Below are 15,224 nucleotides of genomic sequence, written 5' to 3' on the forward strand. Positions count from 1 at the left end.
GTGCCGCACCCTGACACCGTGGTCCGACACGACGGGCGTCAGTCGCTGAGAGGTGGGCAACCCTCACACCCACCGAGTCCGGTGACGGATGCGGCCACTGGGACACCCGACAGTCGAGTGAAAGGTGTGACGGAGCTCAGTGCCGCAGCGGCGCCGGGCTCCACAGCCCGGAGCGCACCGCGGTTCCCAGTTCCAGTTGCGCCGGCGTGGCCGCGGGATAGTACGGCGTCAACTGCTGCAGAGCGCCCCAGTCGCGGAACCAGTCGTGGTTCAAATAACTGGGCACCGTGGTGGCGCGCACCAGCAGCTCGGTGATGCCCAGTGGGCCGCCGCCGTTGTTGTCCATCACCGGCGAGTTCGCCTCGGCGCCGAACCGGTCCGGCAGGATCCGCCACTTGGGCACCTCGGTCACCCCGTTCTGGTGACCGAACGGGCGCTGGCAGGGGAACGCCAGGCCGACCAGCCAGTCCAGCAGCACCGGGTCCTCCGAGCCCACCACTTCCTGCAGGGTGCTCAGCTGCGGGACACGCGGCGGCGTCACCGCGATCCAGTGCTGCGGAGCCAAGTCGTCGTCGCGGACCACCAGCCGGATACGGGTGGCCTCGGCGGGGATCGACGACATGGGCGCACGCAGGTTGCGCCACGCCGGGACCGCACCGATGTCCCCGAACTGCACGGTGCCGCCCGGCTTGTCGTTGGCGGCGCCGGCCTCGGTGGCCCACTGCGCGGTGACCTCGCCGCGGTCGAAGCGGCCCGCCGCCGCCACCACCAGCAGCGGTCCCGCGTTGGCCCGGTCGGCGGGCAGCCGGTACCAGGCCGACCGCAGCAACGCGGGCACCTGAAGGCCGGGCCGCCAGCTGCCGAGCACCGGCACCCGGGCGGGGTCGAGCTTGTAGGGCAGCCGGGCCCGGGAACCGTTGACGCCCTCGGCCGCGGTGGTGCCGCCCTCGGTACCGGCCTCCCCGCCGGCGGCCTGCGCGTCGTCGTCGTCGGCCAGCCGGCCCAGCCCGGGCGGGCCGATCACCTGGTCGGCCGAGACGTCGTCGGGGATCCCGTTGGGCATGAACCCGGCTGCGTACCCGGCGCTCAACGCGTCGGCCACCGGGCTGTCGATCGGGGTGAGCATGCCGGCGGTGGGGTCCTGCTCCACCAGCACGTCGTCGGCCAGCCCGCAGGTCCGGCCGGATCCCAGGACCGGGATGGCGGACAGATTGGAGCGGCCCACGGTCCAGGCGGGGTACTGCCCGATCATCGCGGCGGTCAGCGAGACCACCTCGAACACGATCAGCAACCAGGAGGCGATGGCCAGCGGATAGCCGGACAGCGCCGTCCAGCGCGGCGTGCGCTCGGCGCCGTTGCGGAAGTGGAACCACGCGGCCACCAGTGCGGCGGCCACCGTCAGCGCCACCCCAATGGTGGCGAAGGCCAGATGCCACTTGGGGAAGGCGTTGGACCACGGCACGCCGAAGTTGGAGACGTACCACCAGCCGTTGACGCTGGCGAACGACAGCGCGGTGATGAACAGCACCACCGCGGTGAACAGCGTCCGGTTGCGCCGGGAGCGCATCGCCGCGGCGCTCACCGCGACGGCGGCCAGCGCGCCCAGGGACCCGGCGAGGCCGGCGAACACGCCGAAGTGGTGCGTCCACTTGGTGGGGGTGAACATCATCGCGATGAACGAGATGATGGTGATCCCGATGATGCGCCGGCTCGGGCCGGCCGCGGTACCGGGAATCCGGCCCTTGCGCAGCGCCACGGCCACCGACACCGCCAACGCGAGCGCCAGGGCCAGCACCGGGAAGCGGCGCGCCACCGAACCGTCGGGGGTGGCCAGGAAGAGCCGCTCGTAGCGGACGTGCTCCTCGAACCAGGCCAGGCTCGGGCCTACCGCAGACTTGAGTGTGCTGGCCTCGATCTCCCCGGCCAGGGTCTGGTCGCGGAAGATCACGATCGCGGTGATGCTGACCGCCGCGGCGATCGGCGCCAGCAGCGGCGCCAGCCCGAACTGCTTGGAGCGGCGGTGCAAGATCGTGCGCAGCGGCCCGATCGCCACCAGCAGCGCGCCGATCGACGCGATCCCGGTGGGACCGGAGAACAGCGTCATCGCGCCGATGATGCAGGCGATCGCCAGCGGCAGCAGCCGGCTGGTGGCCACCGCGCGCTCCACCGAGCACCAGGTCGCCAGGATGCCCAGCGCGATGATCGGTTCGGGGCGCAGGCCGTTGTTCAGCGGCAGCCAGAACGCCAGGAACATGCCGGCCGCGGTCCAGGCCGCAGCCTGACTGTGCTTGACGGCGTGGCCCAGCCGGGGGAGGACTTCGCGGCTGATCAGCCACCAACAGGCCAGCGCCATGATCAGGGTGGGCAGCCGCATCCAGATGCTGCTGGTCGAGACGTGTGCCCACAGCGCCAGCAGGTCGTAGTACCAGCCGAACGGCGCTTCGGGGGTGCCGAACCAGCGATAGAAGTTGGCCATGTAGCCGGCGTTCTCCGACACCCGCGCCATGGTCAGGATGTAGCCGTCGTCGCTGGTATTGGCGCCGACGAAGTGCCACCACACCAGCACCGCCGTGACCAGCACATCCAGCGGCGAGGCTGACCACCAGCGGGCCGGCAGGAATCGCCGGTGCCGCATTCCGTCGGCGGTGTCGAGCACATGCAGGGCGATCAGGGCGGCGATGGTCAGCGCCACGCCCAGGATCATCGCGGCCAGCTTGAGGGCGGTCGGTGCACTCGAGTAGCGGGTGTCGACGGTGGCGGAGAACTCCAGCCCGGCCGGCGCCGGCCCGCTCAGATCGGTGTAGACACCGACGATCTGCGGCCGGAAGTCATAGCCGCTGCGGGTCCCGGTCAGCGGTGAGCCGGGGTGCTCGGCGTTGGGGCCGTACTTGAGGCCGACGAACTCGGCGGTGACCCGGTCGGCGTGCGCGGTGAAGGTGAGCTTCTGGCAGTCCGGGCCGAGCACCGCCGAAAGCGGCGCCACCACCACCGGCACGTTGCGCACCACCAGAACCAGGTCGTCGTTGACGCGCTGGATCAGCAGGCCGCGGTCGACAGCCTTGGGCGCCTGCTTGGGCACCGTGGACAGCAGCACCGACTTGCTCGGGGTGAGGCCGGCCGCCGCCTGACACGGCACGCTGATGTCCAGGTCGGTCGCCACGTAGCTGATCAGCGGAGCCTGCACGCTGCTCAGCACGCCGTTCTGCGGCCAATTGAGTTCTGCGGTGGTCTGTTTGACCGGTAACAACGGGGTCAGGATTGCCAGAAGGCTGCCCAGCACGCCGGCGACGACGGCGACGGCCCGAGCGATCCGGTAGTCGGCGCACGTTTCGGTCACGGAGCAGATGCTATCGGGGCGTTCGGCGGCGTCTGTCAGGTGCGGATGGCAAGCACGAACGGACCGATCTCCTGGACGCGGAACTGCGGGCCGGCGAACAGCGCCGCGTCGAGTTCCACGGTGTAGCGCCGCACGTTGGGATGGTTGGGGTAGACGTCCTTGGCCAGCCGCAGCGTGTAGGTGTCACCGGCACCGGGCCGCATCAGGAACACCGTGGGCGCCGGCCACGGCAAGTCGTCGAGCGCGCGGGTGAACTCCTCGGCCGTCTCCAGCTTGGACCAGGCCTCGATGGCGGCGGCGCGCGCGGCGAACTGGGCCAGCGGGTTGGCGTAGTGCGGGGTGAGGCCCTGGAACCCCCAATAGGGGTAGTAGGACAAAAAGCTGTAGTCGGCGGTGAGCACCACCGTCTGGTCCCGCGGCTTACCGGTGGCCGCGGTGATGGCGGCGTCGACGGCCTCGTAGTACTTCGCCGCGCCCGGCGGTCTGCGGTCGCCGCGCTCGCCGTGCCCGTCGGTGTCGGTGTAGGCGACGGTGATGTCGGGCCGCAGCACCTCGGGGATGTCCTGGCTGAAGGCGATCGCCCCGGCCACGCCCACCGCTGTCGCTGCCGGGTAGACGATGCGGTGCCAGCCGCGGGCGGCCCCGCCGAGCGCGCGGGCGCCCTCGATGAAGCCGAAGACCCCGGCGGTTGCCAGCAGCACCGTCAGCGCCGGCTGCAGCCGGAAGCTCAGCAGCGTGGTGCGCGCCAGGGTGGACAGCATCGACAACAAGGACCACAGGTAGACGCCGATGACGCCGATCGCCAGCGCACCGGCCCGGGTCGACTCAGTGGCGCGGACCACCAGCCACAGGGTGCCCAGCAGGCACAGCGCTCCTAACAGGGTGAACTGCAGCATCGGGAAGCTCAGCTCGGCGCCGTCGCGCGGCAGGTAGTGCAGGGCGCCGCGGGTCTCGCCGATCGGATGGTGCAGCGCCGTCAGCAGGTAGGGCGTCCAGGTGATCGAGGCGATGGCCGCGGCGATCACACCGATCACCGCCAGCCGCGCCAGCGGTTCCAGCGTGGCCCGAAGACCGGCACGCCGGACCGCGCGCGAGGCCGCCACCAGCACAGCCATCAACGTCACCGTGAAGGCGCTGTAGGCCACCAGCAGGGTGTAGAAGGTGGCGGCGAAACCCAGGAAGACACCGGTACCGGCGAGCGCCGCCCAGCCCCGGCCGGCTGCGCGCAGCCCGGACCAGGCCAGGATCAGCACCGGAGGCGCCAGCAGGGTGATCATGGCCGCGTAGGGCTCCGGGGAGCTGTAGGCCAGTGTCACCGCGGTTCCGGCGATGGTGACCAGCAGCGCGTACTCGAAGCGGACCATCTTGTTCCACAGCACCATCGCCACGGCGGCGGCGATCGCTATCGAGGTGATCGCCCACGGCTTGTACATCTCCCAAGCCGGCGTGCCGGTGAAGGCCGCGGCGCGTCCGCCGAGCCAGAACCAGCCCGGCGGGTAATAGGGCGGCAGCCCCAGATAGGTCATGTCGTGCAGTCGCGGGCTGTTGGCCAGCCGGGTCAGGTATTCGGTGCGGAACTGCTGGTCCACCGAGATCCCGAACAGGTAGAGCTTGGTGGCGCCCAGCGGCATCGCCAGGGTGACCACCGAGAACGCCGAGACGAAGACCACCGCGGCGAGCCGGGCCAACGCCTGACGGCCACGCCGCCACAACCACGCCGCCCCGGCCAGCCCGGCCAGGCAGCCGACCTGCCCCACCGTGGTCAGGGCGTGCAGTTGGTTCGACGACGGGTACGCCGGCCACTGCACCCGCGCGATCGCCGTCAGCGCGACCACCGCGACGACGACGGCCACCGCGGCGGCCAGCATCATCTGACCGACGGTGGTCAGCGCGGTGCGCATCAGATGGGCAGCCGGCGGAAGATCGCCCGCGGAACGTGCCGCAGCACCATCATGACGTAGCGGAACGCCCCTGGCGCCCAGACGATTTCCTTACCCTTGGCCGCCGCGGTCACCGCCAGTTCGGCGACGTCTTCTTTGTCGACGGTCAGCGGGGCTTCCTTGACGTGCGCGGAGAACCGGGTGCGCACCTGCCCGGGCCGGATCACCAGCACCCGCACCCCGTCCTCGCGAAGCGCCTCGCCCAGGCCCAGGTAGAAACCGTCCAGGCCGGCTTTGGTGGACCCGTAGACGAAGTTGGTCCGGCGGACCCGCTCGCCGGCCACCGAGCTCATCGCGATGATCTGCCCGAAGCCCTGGGCGCTCATCTTGCCCGCGAGCAGCACCCCCACCGAAACCGCTGCGGTGTAGTTGATCTCGGCGACCTGCACGGCCTTGGCCTGGTTGTGCCACAGCTCCTCGGCGTCGGCGTCCATGCCGAAGGCAACCACCGCCACGTCGATGTCGCCGTCGCTGAAGGCGGCGTCGATCATCGCCGGATGGCTCGCGGTGTCCAGCGCGTCGAAGTCGACGATCCGCACCGACTTCGCGCCGGCGGCCTCCATCTGTGCCTTCGCCCCGTCCCGGCCGGGGTCGCCGGGCAGGCAGGCCAGCACCACGCTCGCCGAGGCGTTGCGCAGGTAGCGCGCACAGATCGCCAGGCCGATCTCGGAGGTGCCGCCCAGCAGCAGAATCGACTGGGGATTACCGGTCGCGTCGAACACCATCTACACAAGCTCCAAACGTCGGGCCATATCGGAGGCGAAGACCCCGTCGGGATCCACCTTGCGGCGCACCGCGATCCACTCGTCGATGCGCGGGTACATGGCGTGGAAGTTCTCCGCGGTGGTGCGGGAGTCCTTGGCGGTGTAGAGCCGCCCGCCGAATTCCAGCACCCGCTGGTCGAGCTCGTTGAGCAGCTCGTTGAGGCCGGGTTTCATGGGGAAGTCCAGGCACACGTTCCAGCCGGGCATCGGGAAGCTCAGCGGAGCTGCGTTGGCCGGCCCGAACAGCTTGAACACGTTCAGGGCCGAGTAGTGCCCGCTGGCCTGGATATCGACGATGATGCTCTTGAACTCCTCGACGGCCTCGGTGGGCACCAGGAACTGGTACTGCGCGAAGCCGGCCGAACCGTAGCCGCGGTTCCACTCACCCAGCAGGTCCAGCGGGTGATAGAACTGCGTCAGGTTCTGCACCTTGCCGCGATAGTGGCCGCCGCGGCGGTAGTACAGCTCGCCGATGGTGCTCAGGCTCAACTTGTTCATCAGCCCGTTGGGGAAGATGTCGGGCACCGTCATCAACTGCGGAGCGTCGAACTTCAGCGGGTTGCGCGCCAGCTTCTTGGGCAGTTCGTCGCGCAGGGCCAGGCGCCCGCGGGTGATGGTGGCGCGACCCAGCTTCGGCGGCGGGCTGATCGCGTCGAACCAGGCACTGGAATAGGTGTAGTTGGCTTCGCTGCCGTCGCTGTGGAACGCGATGGTCTCGTCCAGCGTGCTGGTGTTGTCGCCGTCGTTGATGAAGTACGCCGTCTCGGTGGGCGTCATGGCGATGGTGGCGCGCAGAATGATGCCGGTGAGGCCGTTGCCGCCGACCGTGGCCCAAAACAGCGCGGCTGTCTCTTTGTCGGGGCTGTCCGGTTCGAGGTGGCGCACCGAACCGTCGGCGGTCAGCAGCTCGATAGACCGCACATGGTTGCCGAAGCTGCCTTCGCTGTGGTGGTTCTTGCCGTGGATGTCGCAGGCGATCGCCCCGCCGATGGTGACCTGCCGGGTTCCCGGCAGCACCGGAACCCACAACCCGAAGGGCAGGGCGGCCTTCATCAACTGGTCCAGGCTCACGCCGCCGTCGACGTCGACGATGCCGCGATCCGCCGAGATCGAGTGGATCCGGTTGACCGCGGTCATGTCGATCACCAGGCCGCCGCCGTTTTGGGCGTTGTCACCGTAGGAGCGGCCGAGGCCGCGGGCGATCACGCCACGGCCCGTCTGCTCGGCCGTGCGGGCCACGGCGCTCGCGATGAGCTCGACATCCGGGGTCGACAAGACCTGCGCCACGCTCGGCGCGGTGCGGCCCCAACCGGTGAGGCGGCGCGGTGTGGTCTGCAGCTCGGTGCTCAACATCGCACATGAGGGTACCGGCAACGCGCCGGATCCCCATTCGGCGTGACTAAACGGACCTGTCCCGTTACGATCGCGCAATGCCTGAGACCTCTCCTAGCGAAACGTCCTCCGCCAAGCCCAAGAGCGCGGGTTTTCCGCAATCTTCCACTTCCGCCTCGGCGCTGTCGGTGCCCACGATCGCCGCGCTCGCGCTGGCTGTGATCGGCATTGTTCTGGCCATCCTCGGGTGGTTCCACCCGTCGACGGGCCAGAAGTTCTCCGACGACCAGCGTGCCGAAGCCAAGGGCAACATCTGCAACGCGCAGGCAGTTGTGCGGCAGGGCACTCAGTTCAACACCAACCTGCAGAACCCGGTGCCGGGCGACCTGGCCGGTGACCTGGCGGTGGGCACCAACGCGCGGCTCTCGCTGTTCGCCGGCGGCGCCTACCTGCACCAGAGCCTCAACGCCAACCCCGGAACCCCGGCTGACATCGCGAAGGCCGTCGGCGACATGGCCGACACCCTCGAGGCGCTGAGCATCAACTACCTGGCCGGGCACGCCCCCGACGACGAGGTGCAGCAGCCGCTGCGCGACCAGCTGCGTGGCCAGATCGACGTCCTGGACGACCTCTGCCAGGAGCAGTAGTAATCCGTTAGTACATCCAGTTCAGCACCGGCTGCGCCATTGGCGCAGCCGGTGCTGCTTTGTTTTACGGGCCTTCCCGAAACGAGCCGGCCAACCGGCTCTTCCCTAGCGGCCGCTGCCCCGCCCACGCGCCCACGACAAAAGCCCGACGAGGTCTCGGGCCGCCGTCGCCGCGGCCTCGGGGAGCCGCCGGCATCGCGCCGTTCCCACGCCAGGCATGGCCGTGCGCTCGTTCCACTCGCCGCGATCGGTGCTATTCCCGCGGAGTGCGCCGCGCTGTTGCGGCGGTAGCCAGCAAACTCCGCTAGCTCTTGCAAGCGTTTGCTGAGATTTTCTGACGGTGCCGGTGCGTGCGAAAAAGTGTGACAAACCCCGTTGCCACTCCAGCCGTAAGTGCACTTACACAGATTTGCAAGCCGGAAAACAGGCTCACTAGACGCGGTAGGGGCTGCCAGTCTGCGGAGATGGACTCCGGTTGACCGAACGTGAATATGTGTTAACGTCCACTCCGTCTGTGCCGTAGTTGTGCGTCAGTTAAGGGGATAAGCCATATGGCTCGCCATCGTCAGGGTCGTTCTCAGGGTCGTCGCAGCCGCATGTTCGGCGCGGGGAGCGCGATAAGTGCGTTCCTGGCGTTCGGATTCGGGCCCTGGACGCCGGCCCCGACGGCACACGCCGACATCGAGGACGTCTGGATCGACCTGCTCGGGGAGGAACTGGCGACCGCGGTTGCGGATCTGGGCGCCAACTGGGTGGACCCGGACGCCTGGACGGTGGTTTTCGACCCCGCCAGCTGGTCACCGTTCTTCGACAGCCTCGGCGACCAGGCCGTGTGGGACACGATCTTGGCGGATCTGACCGTGGCCGGTATCGGGGCGGACTCGCTCGACGTGCCGGGATCCGCGGGCGCCACCTTCAACTGGGGTGACATCGACTGGCTGCGGCCGTTCGGTGACGGTGCCGACGGCACGGCCCTCAACCCCAACGGTGCGGCCGGCGGCTGGATCTGGGGTTCCGGCGGGGACGGCTGGGACGCCGACGGCCTGGAAGGCCTGATCGACGGTGGTGCCGGTGGTCAGGGCGGCCTGTTCGGTGGTGATGGCGGTGCCGGTGGTGACGGCATCTTCGGTGGCGTCGGGGGCGATGGTGGGGCTGCCGGCTGGTTTGCGGCGTTCAGCCAGGCCGGCGCCGGTGGTGCCGGCGGTGGCGATGGTGGCTTCGGCGGCGCTGGTGGCGACGGCGCACTCCTCGCATGGTTCAGCGACGCCGGTGACGGCGGTCTCGGCGGTGTCAGCGGGGTCAGCGGCAACGGCGGCAACGGAGGTAAGGGCGGCAACGTCGGCTGGTTCTCCCTGTTCAGCGACGCCGGCGACGGTGGGGACGGATTCACCGGCGGCAATGGCGGCACCGGCAGCCTCTTCGGCTGGTGGAGCAACGGTGGTGACGGCGGCGACGGCCTCAACGGCGGCAACGGCGGCGATGGCGGAAACGCGGGCCTGTACTCCTGGTTCAGCAGTGGTGGCAACGGTGGTGACGGCGGTACGGCGACCACGCTGGGCACTCCCGGCGGCAATGGCGGCGCCGGCGGCGACGCCTCCCTGTGGGGCCTGTTCAGCACTGCCGGTGCCGGCGGTGGCGGTGGCGATGGTTTCACCGGCATCGCGGGCCTGGCCGGCAGCTTCGCCAACGGGGGCGACGGCAACGGCGGCAACGGCGGCAATGGCGGCAATGGCGGCAACGGCGGCGACGGCGGCAAGGGCGCCTACCTGTTCGGCTCCGGCGGTCGCGGCGGCGCAGCCGGCGACGGCGGCAACGGCGGTTCCGGTGGCCACGGCGCCGACGGCGTCGACGGTGCTGCCGCGGGTGCCGACGGGGACGGTGGCGGCAACGGCGGTGCCGGCGGCAACGGAGGTTCTTCCGGAACGGCCGGCAACGGCGGCGCCGGTGGTTGGTTCATGGGCAGCGGCGCTGCGGGAGCGGTCGGCACGCAAGGCGCCGGCGGCATCGGCGGCAACGGTGGCGACGGAGGCGTCGGCGTCGACGGTGCCGACGGTGCCGCGGGGACCGCGGCGAACCCGGATGGTTTGGCCGGGCAGGCCGGTGGTGCCGGGGGCAATGCCGGTCTGGCCGGTGCCGGCGGCGTGGGCGCCGGCGGTCAGGTGGCTGCCGGCGGCACGGCGGGAAGTGCCGGCAAGGGCGGCAGCGGTGGCGCCGGTGGCGCCGGGTATGACGCGGCGTCCGACGGTACGGCCACGGCCGGTACGGCTGGCGGCAACGGTGGTGCCGGCGGTGATGCCGGCCGCGGCGGCCTGGAGGCAGACGGCACACGCGCGGTTTCGGGCGCGGCCGGTGCCGGTGGTGACGGCGGTGACGGCAAGGACGGAGCTGCCGGTGCGGCGGGCACCGCACTGAACCCGGACGGCAAGGCCGGTGGCGATGGTGGGGCCGGCGGTAATGGCGGTCAAGGCGGACTCGAGGCCGACGGCGTTGCCCGTGCTGCGCAGGGTCTTGGTGGTGACGGCGGTGCCGGCGGTAAGGGCGGCGCCGGCTACAACGCGGTGGCCGCCGGTGCGCCAGCCGGCACGTCGGGTGGCAATGGTGGCGCGGGTGGTGACGGTGGTGTCGGCGGGACCGGCTCCATCGCGGGCGTGCACGGCACGGGCGGTGTCGGCGGCGCGGGCGGTAGCGGCACCGATGGCGCGCACGGCGGCGTCGGCGCGGCCGGCACCGCTGCCGACCCCGACGGCGGTTCCGGTGGCAACGGGGGCAACGGTGGCAACGCGGGAGCGGGCGGCGCCGGCGGTGCCTCCGGCAACGGCAACTATGCCGCCAGTGGCGTCAACGGCGTCGCGGGTAAGGGCGGCAATGGTGGCGCCGGCGGCGCCGGGTACGACGCCGGCTCGGACAACGGTGCGCCTTCGGGCACCGCGGGCGGCGACGGCGGCACCGGCGGCAACGCCGGCGTGGGCGGTTTGCAGGCCAACGGTTCCCGGGCGGCTTCGGGAACGGCCGGCGTCGGCGGCAACGGCGGCAGCGGCTCCGACGGGCAAGACGGAACCGCCGGCACGCAGGCCACCCTGCATGGCGGGACGGGCCAGGCCGGTGGGGCCGGCGGTAAGGGCGGTCTCGGTGGTCTGAACACCGACAACTCCCGCGCGGCCTCCGGCAACGGCGGTGACGGCGGTGCCGGCGGTAAGGGCGGGGCCGGCTACGAGGGCTTGAACGGGACTGCCCCGGGGGCGGCCGGCGAGCACGGCGGCAATGGTGGCGCCGGCGGCGCCGGTGGCGTTGGCGGCGCCGGAACGATCGCCGGCCAACACGGCGTGGGCGGCGTCGGTGGCAACGGCGGGTCCGGTGGTGACGGGGCGCAGGGCGCCGACGGCGCCGCGGGTACCGCCAGCCATGTCGACGGCACGGCAGGCCAGGCCGGCGGCGCCGGCGGCAACGCCGGCAAGGGCGGCGCCGGTGGTGACAGCGGCAACGGAACCAGCGCCGCGAGCGGCTCCGATGGCTCCGCCGGAATCGGCGCCAAGGGCGGCGCCGGCGGCAAGGGCTTCGACGGCGTCAACGGAACGACCGGGCGCATCGACGGCACCAACGGCGGCGCCGGTGGAGCCGGTGGGAACGGCGGCCTGGGCGGTTTGGAGACCGACGGCAGTCGGGCCACCCAGGGTGACGGCGGTGCGGGTGGTGCCGGCGGTAAGGGCGGCAACGGTCTTGCCGGCGTAGCCGGAGCGACACCGGGGGCCAGCGGCACCAACGGCGGTGCGGGCGGCAACGGTGGCGTCGGCGGTGTCGGTGGGCAGGGCACCAACAACGGTGCCGCCGGCGCCGGCGGAGTCGGCGGCAACGGGGGTAACGGTGGTGCCGGCGCGGCGGGCGCGACCGGTATCGATGGCACCGCCAGCCATGTGGATGGCACCGCGGGCGGTAACGGCGGTGCGGGCGGCGACGCGGGCAAGGCCGGTGTCGGCGGCCTCAGCGGCGCCGGCGTCCAGGCGGCTAACGGGGTGAACGGCACCGCCGGTGTGGGTGGTGCCGGCGGTAAGGGCGGCGCGGGCTTCGCGGGTGCCAACTCCAGCGGTGCGGGTGTCTCCGGTGGCAATGGTGGTGCTGGTGGCGCCGGCGGTAACGGTGGTCAGGGTGGTCTGAACGTTGGTGGCGTGCGGGCTACCGACGGTGTTGGTGGTGCTGGTGGTGACGGCGGCAAGGGTGGTGTCGGCTACACCGGTAAGACCGGTGCGGATGCGGTGCTGGCCGGTGGCGACGGTGGTGCGGGTGAGTCGGGCACCAATGGTGGTGCCGGTGGTGCTGGTGGTGCCGGGGGCACGGGTTCGTCGGCGGGCCTGCAGGGTCTTGGTGGTGCCGGGGGTGCCGGCGGTTCCGGTGGTGCTGGTGGCAAGGGTGCCGCGGGTGCGGCCGGTGACGCCGGGCATGTCGATGGCCGTGACGGTGGCGTCGGTGGTGCCGGCGGTAACGCCGGTGCCGGTGGTGCCGGTGGCGTGGGCCGGACCGGCGCGGCGGCCAATGGCACCAACGGTGTGGCCGGTGTCGGTGGCGGTGGTGGCGCCGGCGGTGCGGGCTTCGCCGGTGCTGACTCGACCGGTGCGGGTGTCTCTGGTGGCAATGGTGGTGCCGGTGGTGCCGGTGGTGCCGGTGGTAACGGTGGCCAGGGTGGTCTGAACGTTGGTGGCGTGCGGGCTACCGACGGTGTTGGTGGTGCTGGTGGTGACGGCGGCAAGGGTGGTGTCGGCTACACCGGTAAGACCGGTGCGGATGCGGTGCTGGCCGGTGGCGACGGTGGTGCGGGTGAGTCGGGCACCAATGGTGGTGCCGGTGGTGCTGGTGGTGCCGGGGGCACGGGTTCGACGGCGGGCCTGCAGGGTCTTGGTGGTGCCGGTGGTGCCGGCGGCTCCGGTGGTGCCGGGGGCAAGGGTGCTGCGGGTGCGGCCGGTGACGCCGGGCATGTCGATGGTCGTGACGGTGGCGTCGGTGGTGCCGGCGGTAACGCCGGTGCCGGTGGTGCCGGGGGCGTGGGCCGCACCGGCGCGGCGGCCAATGGCACCAACGGTGCGGCGGGTGTCGGTGGCGGTGGTGGCGCCGGCGGTGCGGGCTTCGCCGGTGCTGACTCCTCCAGCGCCGGTGTCTCTGGTGGCAATGGTGGTGCCGGTGGTGCCGGTGGTAACGGTGGCCAGGGCGGTCTGAACGTTGGTGGCGTGCGGGCTACCGACGGTGTTGGTGGTGCTGGTGGTGACGGCGGCAAGGGTGGTGTCGGCTACACCGGTAAGACCGGTGCGGATGCGGTGCTGGCCGGTGGCGACGGTGGTGCGGGTGAGTCGGGCACCAATGGTGGTGCCGGTGGTGCTGGTGGTGCCGGGGGCACGGGTTCGTCGGCGGGCCTGCAGGGTCTTGGTGGTGCCGGTGGTGCCGGCGGTTCCGGTGGTGCTGGTGGCAAGGGCGCCGGGGGTGCGGCCGGTGACGCCGGGCATGTCGATGGTCGTGACGGTGGCGTCGGTGGTGCGGGCGGTAACGCCGGTGCCGGTGGTGCCGGTGGCGTGGGCCGCACCGGCGGGGCGGCCAATGGCACCAACGGTGCGGCGGGTGTCGGTGGCGGTGGTGGCGCCGGCGGTGCGGGCTTCGCCGGTGCTGACTCCTCCAGCGCCGGTGTCTCTGGTGGCAATGGTGGTGCCGGTGGTGCCGGTGGTAACGGTGGCCAGGGCGGTCTGAACGTTGGTGGCGTGCGGGCTACCGACGGTGTTGGTGGTGCTGGTGGTGACGGCGGCAAGGGTGGTGTCGGCTACACCGGTAAGACCGGTGCGGATGCGGTGCTGGCCGGTGGCGACGGTGGTGGAGTCGGGCACCAATGGTGGTGCCGGTGGTGCTGGTGGTGCCGGGGCACGGGTTCGTCGGCGGGCCTGCAGGGTCTTGGTGGTGCCGGTGGTGCCGGCGGTTCCGGTGGTGCTGGTGGCAAGGGCGCCGGGGGTGCGGCCGGTGACGCCGGGCATGTCGATGGTCGTGACGGTGGCGTCGGTGGTGCGGGCGGTAACGCCGGTGCCGGTGGTGCCGGTGGCGTGGGCCGCACCGGCGGGGCGGCCAATGGCACCAACGGTGCGGCGGGTGTCGGTGGCGGTGGTGGCGCCGGCGGTGCGGGCTTCGCCGGTGCTGACTCCTCCAGCGCCGGTGTCTCTGGTGGCAATGGTGGTGCCGGTGGTGCCGGTGGTAACGGTGGCCAGGGCGGCTTAGAAGCCGACGGTGTCACCCATGCTGCGCAGGGTGATGGCGGCAATGGTGGTGCCGGCGGCGCCGGCGGTGCCGGGTATGAGGGTCAAAACGGTGTCAACGCCGGCGACAACGGCGAAAGCGGAAGCAATGGCGGCGCGGGTGGCGACGGCGGTGCGGGCGGCACCGGTCACGTCGGCGGCGTCGGCGGCAACGGCGGAAATGCCGGCAGCGGCGGACACGGTGGCGACGGCGTCACCGGTGCTGAGGGTTCGTTCGCCAATGGTGGTAGTGGCACCGGGCAGGCCGGTGGATCCGGCGGCAGCGGTGGCAACGGTGGCACGGGCGGCACGGGCGGAACCGGCGGCACCTCCACCGGTGGCGGTGCGGACGGCGCCACGGGTGTCGGCGGCGACGCCGGCAACGGCGGCAACGCCGGCACGGCCGGAGACGGCGGTCGGGGTGCGGACGGCACCGCTGACCATGTCGACGGCGGCGATGGCGGCCAGGGTGGTGAGGTCGGTCAGGCGGGCCAGGCCGGTACGGCGGGCACGGGTTCGACGAACGGCAACGCCGGTACCGACGGCACCGAGATCACCGGGATAGCCGGTAGCGGCGGTGCCGGTGGCGACGGCCATAACGGTGTCAACGCCGGGGATCGCGGCGGTAACGGCGGGCCGGTGGTGCCGGCGGCAGCAGGGGTAACGGTGGTGCCGGCGGTGACGGTGGTGATGGTGTCGCCGGTGCTGCCGGGGAGAGCATCGGCAATGTCAACGACCCGGCGCAGGGTCTGCCGGCCAGCGACGCCGGGCGTGCCGGCGGTGCCGGGCAGGCCGGCGGTGCCGGTGGTAACGGTGGTGCCGGTGGCGCCAGCGGCGCGGTAGCCGGCAATGCCGGCAGCGGCGGTAACGGTGGTGCGGGCGCCGATGGTGGTGACGGCGGCAACGGCGGCCAAGGTGCGGACCACGCGGTGGGGGCCAAGTAC

8 protein-coding genes and 1 pseudogene are annotated in these 15,224 nt (G+C 71.7%); 3 read left to right on the plus strand and 6 right to left on the minus strand.

Features of this window, described 5'->3' with window-relative positions:
• Positions 1-136 precede the first annotated feature (136 nt).
• The 4 genes from G6N14_RS18330 to G6N14_RS18345 are packed head-to-tail and all read right to left on the minus strand — an operon-like array spanning position 137 to position 7,394.
• Positions 137-3,376 (minus strand): arabinosyltransferase domain-containing protein, encoded by a 3,240-nt coding sequence (locus tag G6N14_RS18330; RefSeq protein WP_234808811.1) that lies wholly within the window; start codon positions 3,374-3,376, stop codon positions 137-139.
• Positions 3,373-5,238 (minus strand): galactan 5-O-arabinofuranosyltransferase, encoded by a 1,866-nt coding sequence (locus tag G6N14_RS18335; RefSeq protein ID WP_085134393.1) that lies wholly within the window; start codon positions 5,236-5,238, stop codon positions 3,373-3,375. Before G6N14_RS18335 ends, G6N14_RS18330 begins: the two co-directional genes overlap by 4 nt.
• Positions 5,238-6,002, minus strand: coding sequence for a decaprenylphospho-beta-D-erythro-pentofuranosid-2-ulose 2-reductase (locus G6N14_RS18340; protein ID WP_085134394.1), 765 nt, complete (start codon positions 6,000-6,002; stop codon positions 5,238-5,240). Before G6N14_RS18340 ends, G6N14_RS18335 begins: the two co-directional genes overlap by 1 nt.
• Positions 6,003-7,394, minus strand: a complete 1,392-nt coding sequence (locus tag G6N14_RS18345; RefSeq protein ID WP_085134395.1) for a decaprenylphosphoryl-beta-D-ribose oxidase — start codon at positions 7,392-7,394, stop codon at positions 6,003-6,005.
• Positions 7,395-7,471: 77 nt separating this feature from the next.
• Here G6N14_RS18345 and G6N14_RS18350 point away from each other — a divergent pair, with 77 nt between their 5' ends.
• The 3 genes and pseudogenes from G6N14_RS18350 to G6N14_RS18360 all read left to right on the plus strand — a co-directional run bounded on the left by G6N14_RS18350 (position 7,472) and on the right by G6N14_RS18360 (position 14,263).
• Positions 7,472-8,020, plus strand: a complete 549-nt coding sequence (locus tag G6N14_RS18350; RefSeq protein ID WP_234808810.1) for a hypothetical protein — start codon at positions 7,472-7,474, stop codon at positions 8,018-8,020.
• A gap of 596 nt (positions 8,021-8,616) precedes the next feature.
• Positions 8,617-9,123 (plus strand): annotated as a pseudogene (locus G6N14_RS21495) (hypothetical protein); the annotation flags it as partial.
• Positions 9,124-14,011: 4,888 nt separating this feature from the next.
• On the plus strand, positions 14,012-14,263 hold the full coding sequence (locus G6N14_RS18360) for a hypothetical protein (protein WP_163787233.1): 252 nt from the start codon (positions 14,012-14,014) through the stop codon (positions 14,261-14,263).
• On the opposite strand, the gene G6N14_RS21270 is transcribed toward G6N14_RS18360, so the two are convergent.
• Both G6N14_RS21270 and G6N14_RS18370 read right to left on the minus strand, forming a co-directional pair.
• Positions 14,260-14,877, minus strand: coding sequence for a hypothetical protein (locus tag G6N14_RS21270; protein ID WP_163787235.1), 618 nt, complete (start codon positions 14,875-14,877; stop codon positions 14,260-14,262). The two genes, G6N14_RS18360 and G6N14_RS21270, sit on opposite strands and share 4 nt — an antisense overlap.
• Positions 14,763-15,206, minus strand: coding sequence for a hypothetical protein (locus G6N14_RS18370; protein WP_163787237.1), 444 nt, complete (start codon positions 15,204-15,206; stop codon positions 14,763-14,765). Before G6N14_RS18370 ends, G6N14_RS21270 begins: the two co-directional genes overlap by 115 nt.
• Positions 15,207-15,224: the final 18 nt, after the last annotated feature.

This window comes from Mycolicibacter hiberniae (assembly GCF_010729485.1).
Taxonomy (GTDB): domain Bacteria; phylum Actinomycetota; class Actinomycetes; order Mycobacteriales; family Mycobacteriaceae; genus Mycobacterium; species Mycobacterium hiberniae.

Coding starts and splice junctions, on each gene's coding strand:
- G6N14_RS18350 (WP_234808810.1), top strand. CDS start 7,472: ATGCCTGAGACCTCTCCTAGCGAAACGTCCTCCGCCAAGCCCAAGAGC.
- G6N14_RS18335 (WP_085134393.1), bottom strand. CDS start 5,238: ATGCGCACCGCGCTGACCACCGTCGGTCAGATGATGCTGGCCGCCGCG.
- G6N14_RS18345 (WP_085134395.1), bottom strand. CDS start 7,394: ATGTTGAGCACCGAGCTGCAGACCACACCGCGCCGCCTCACCGGTTGG.
- G6N14_RS18340 (WP_085134394.1), bottom strand. CDS start 6,002: ATGGTGTTCGACGCGACCGGTAATCCCCAGTCGATTCTGCTGCTGGGC.
- G6N14_RS21270 (WP_163787235.1), bottom strand. CDS start 14,877: ATGGCCGTCGCCACCGGCACCGCCGCTACCGGCTATCCCGGTGATCTC.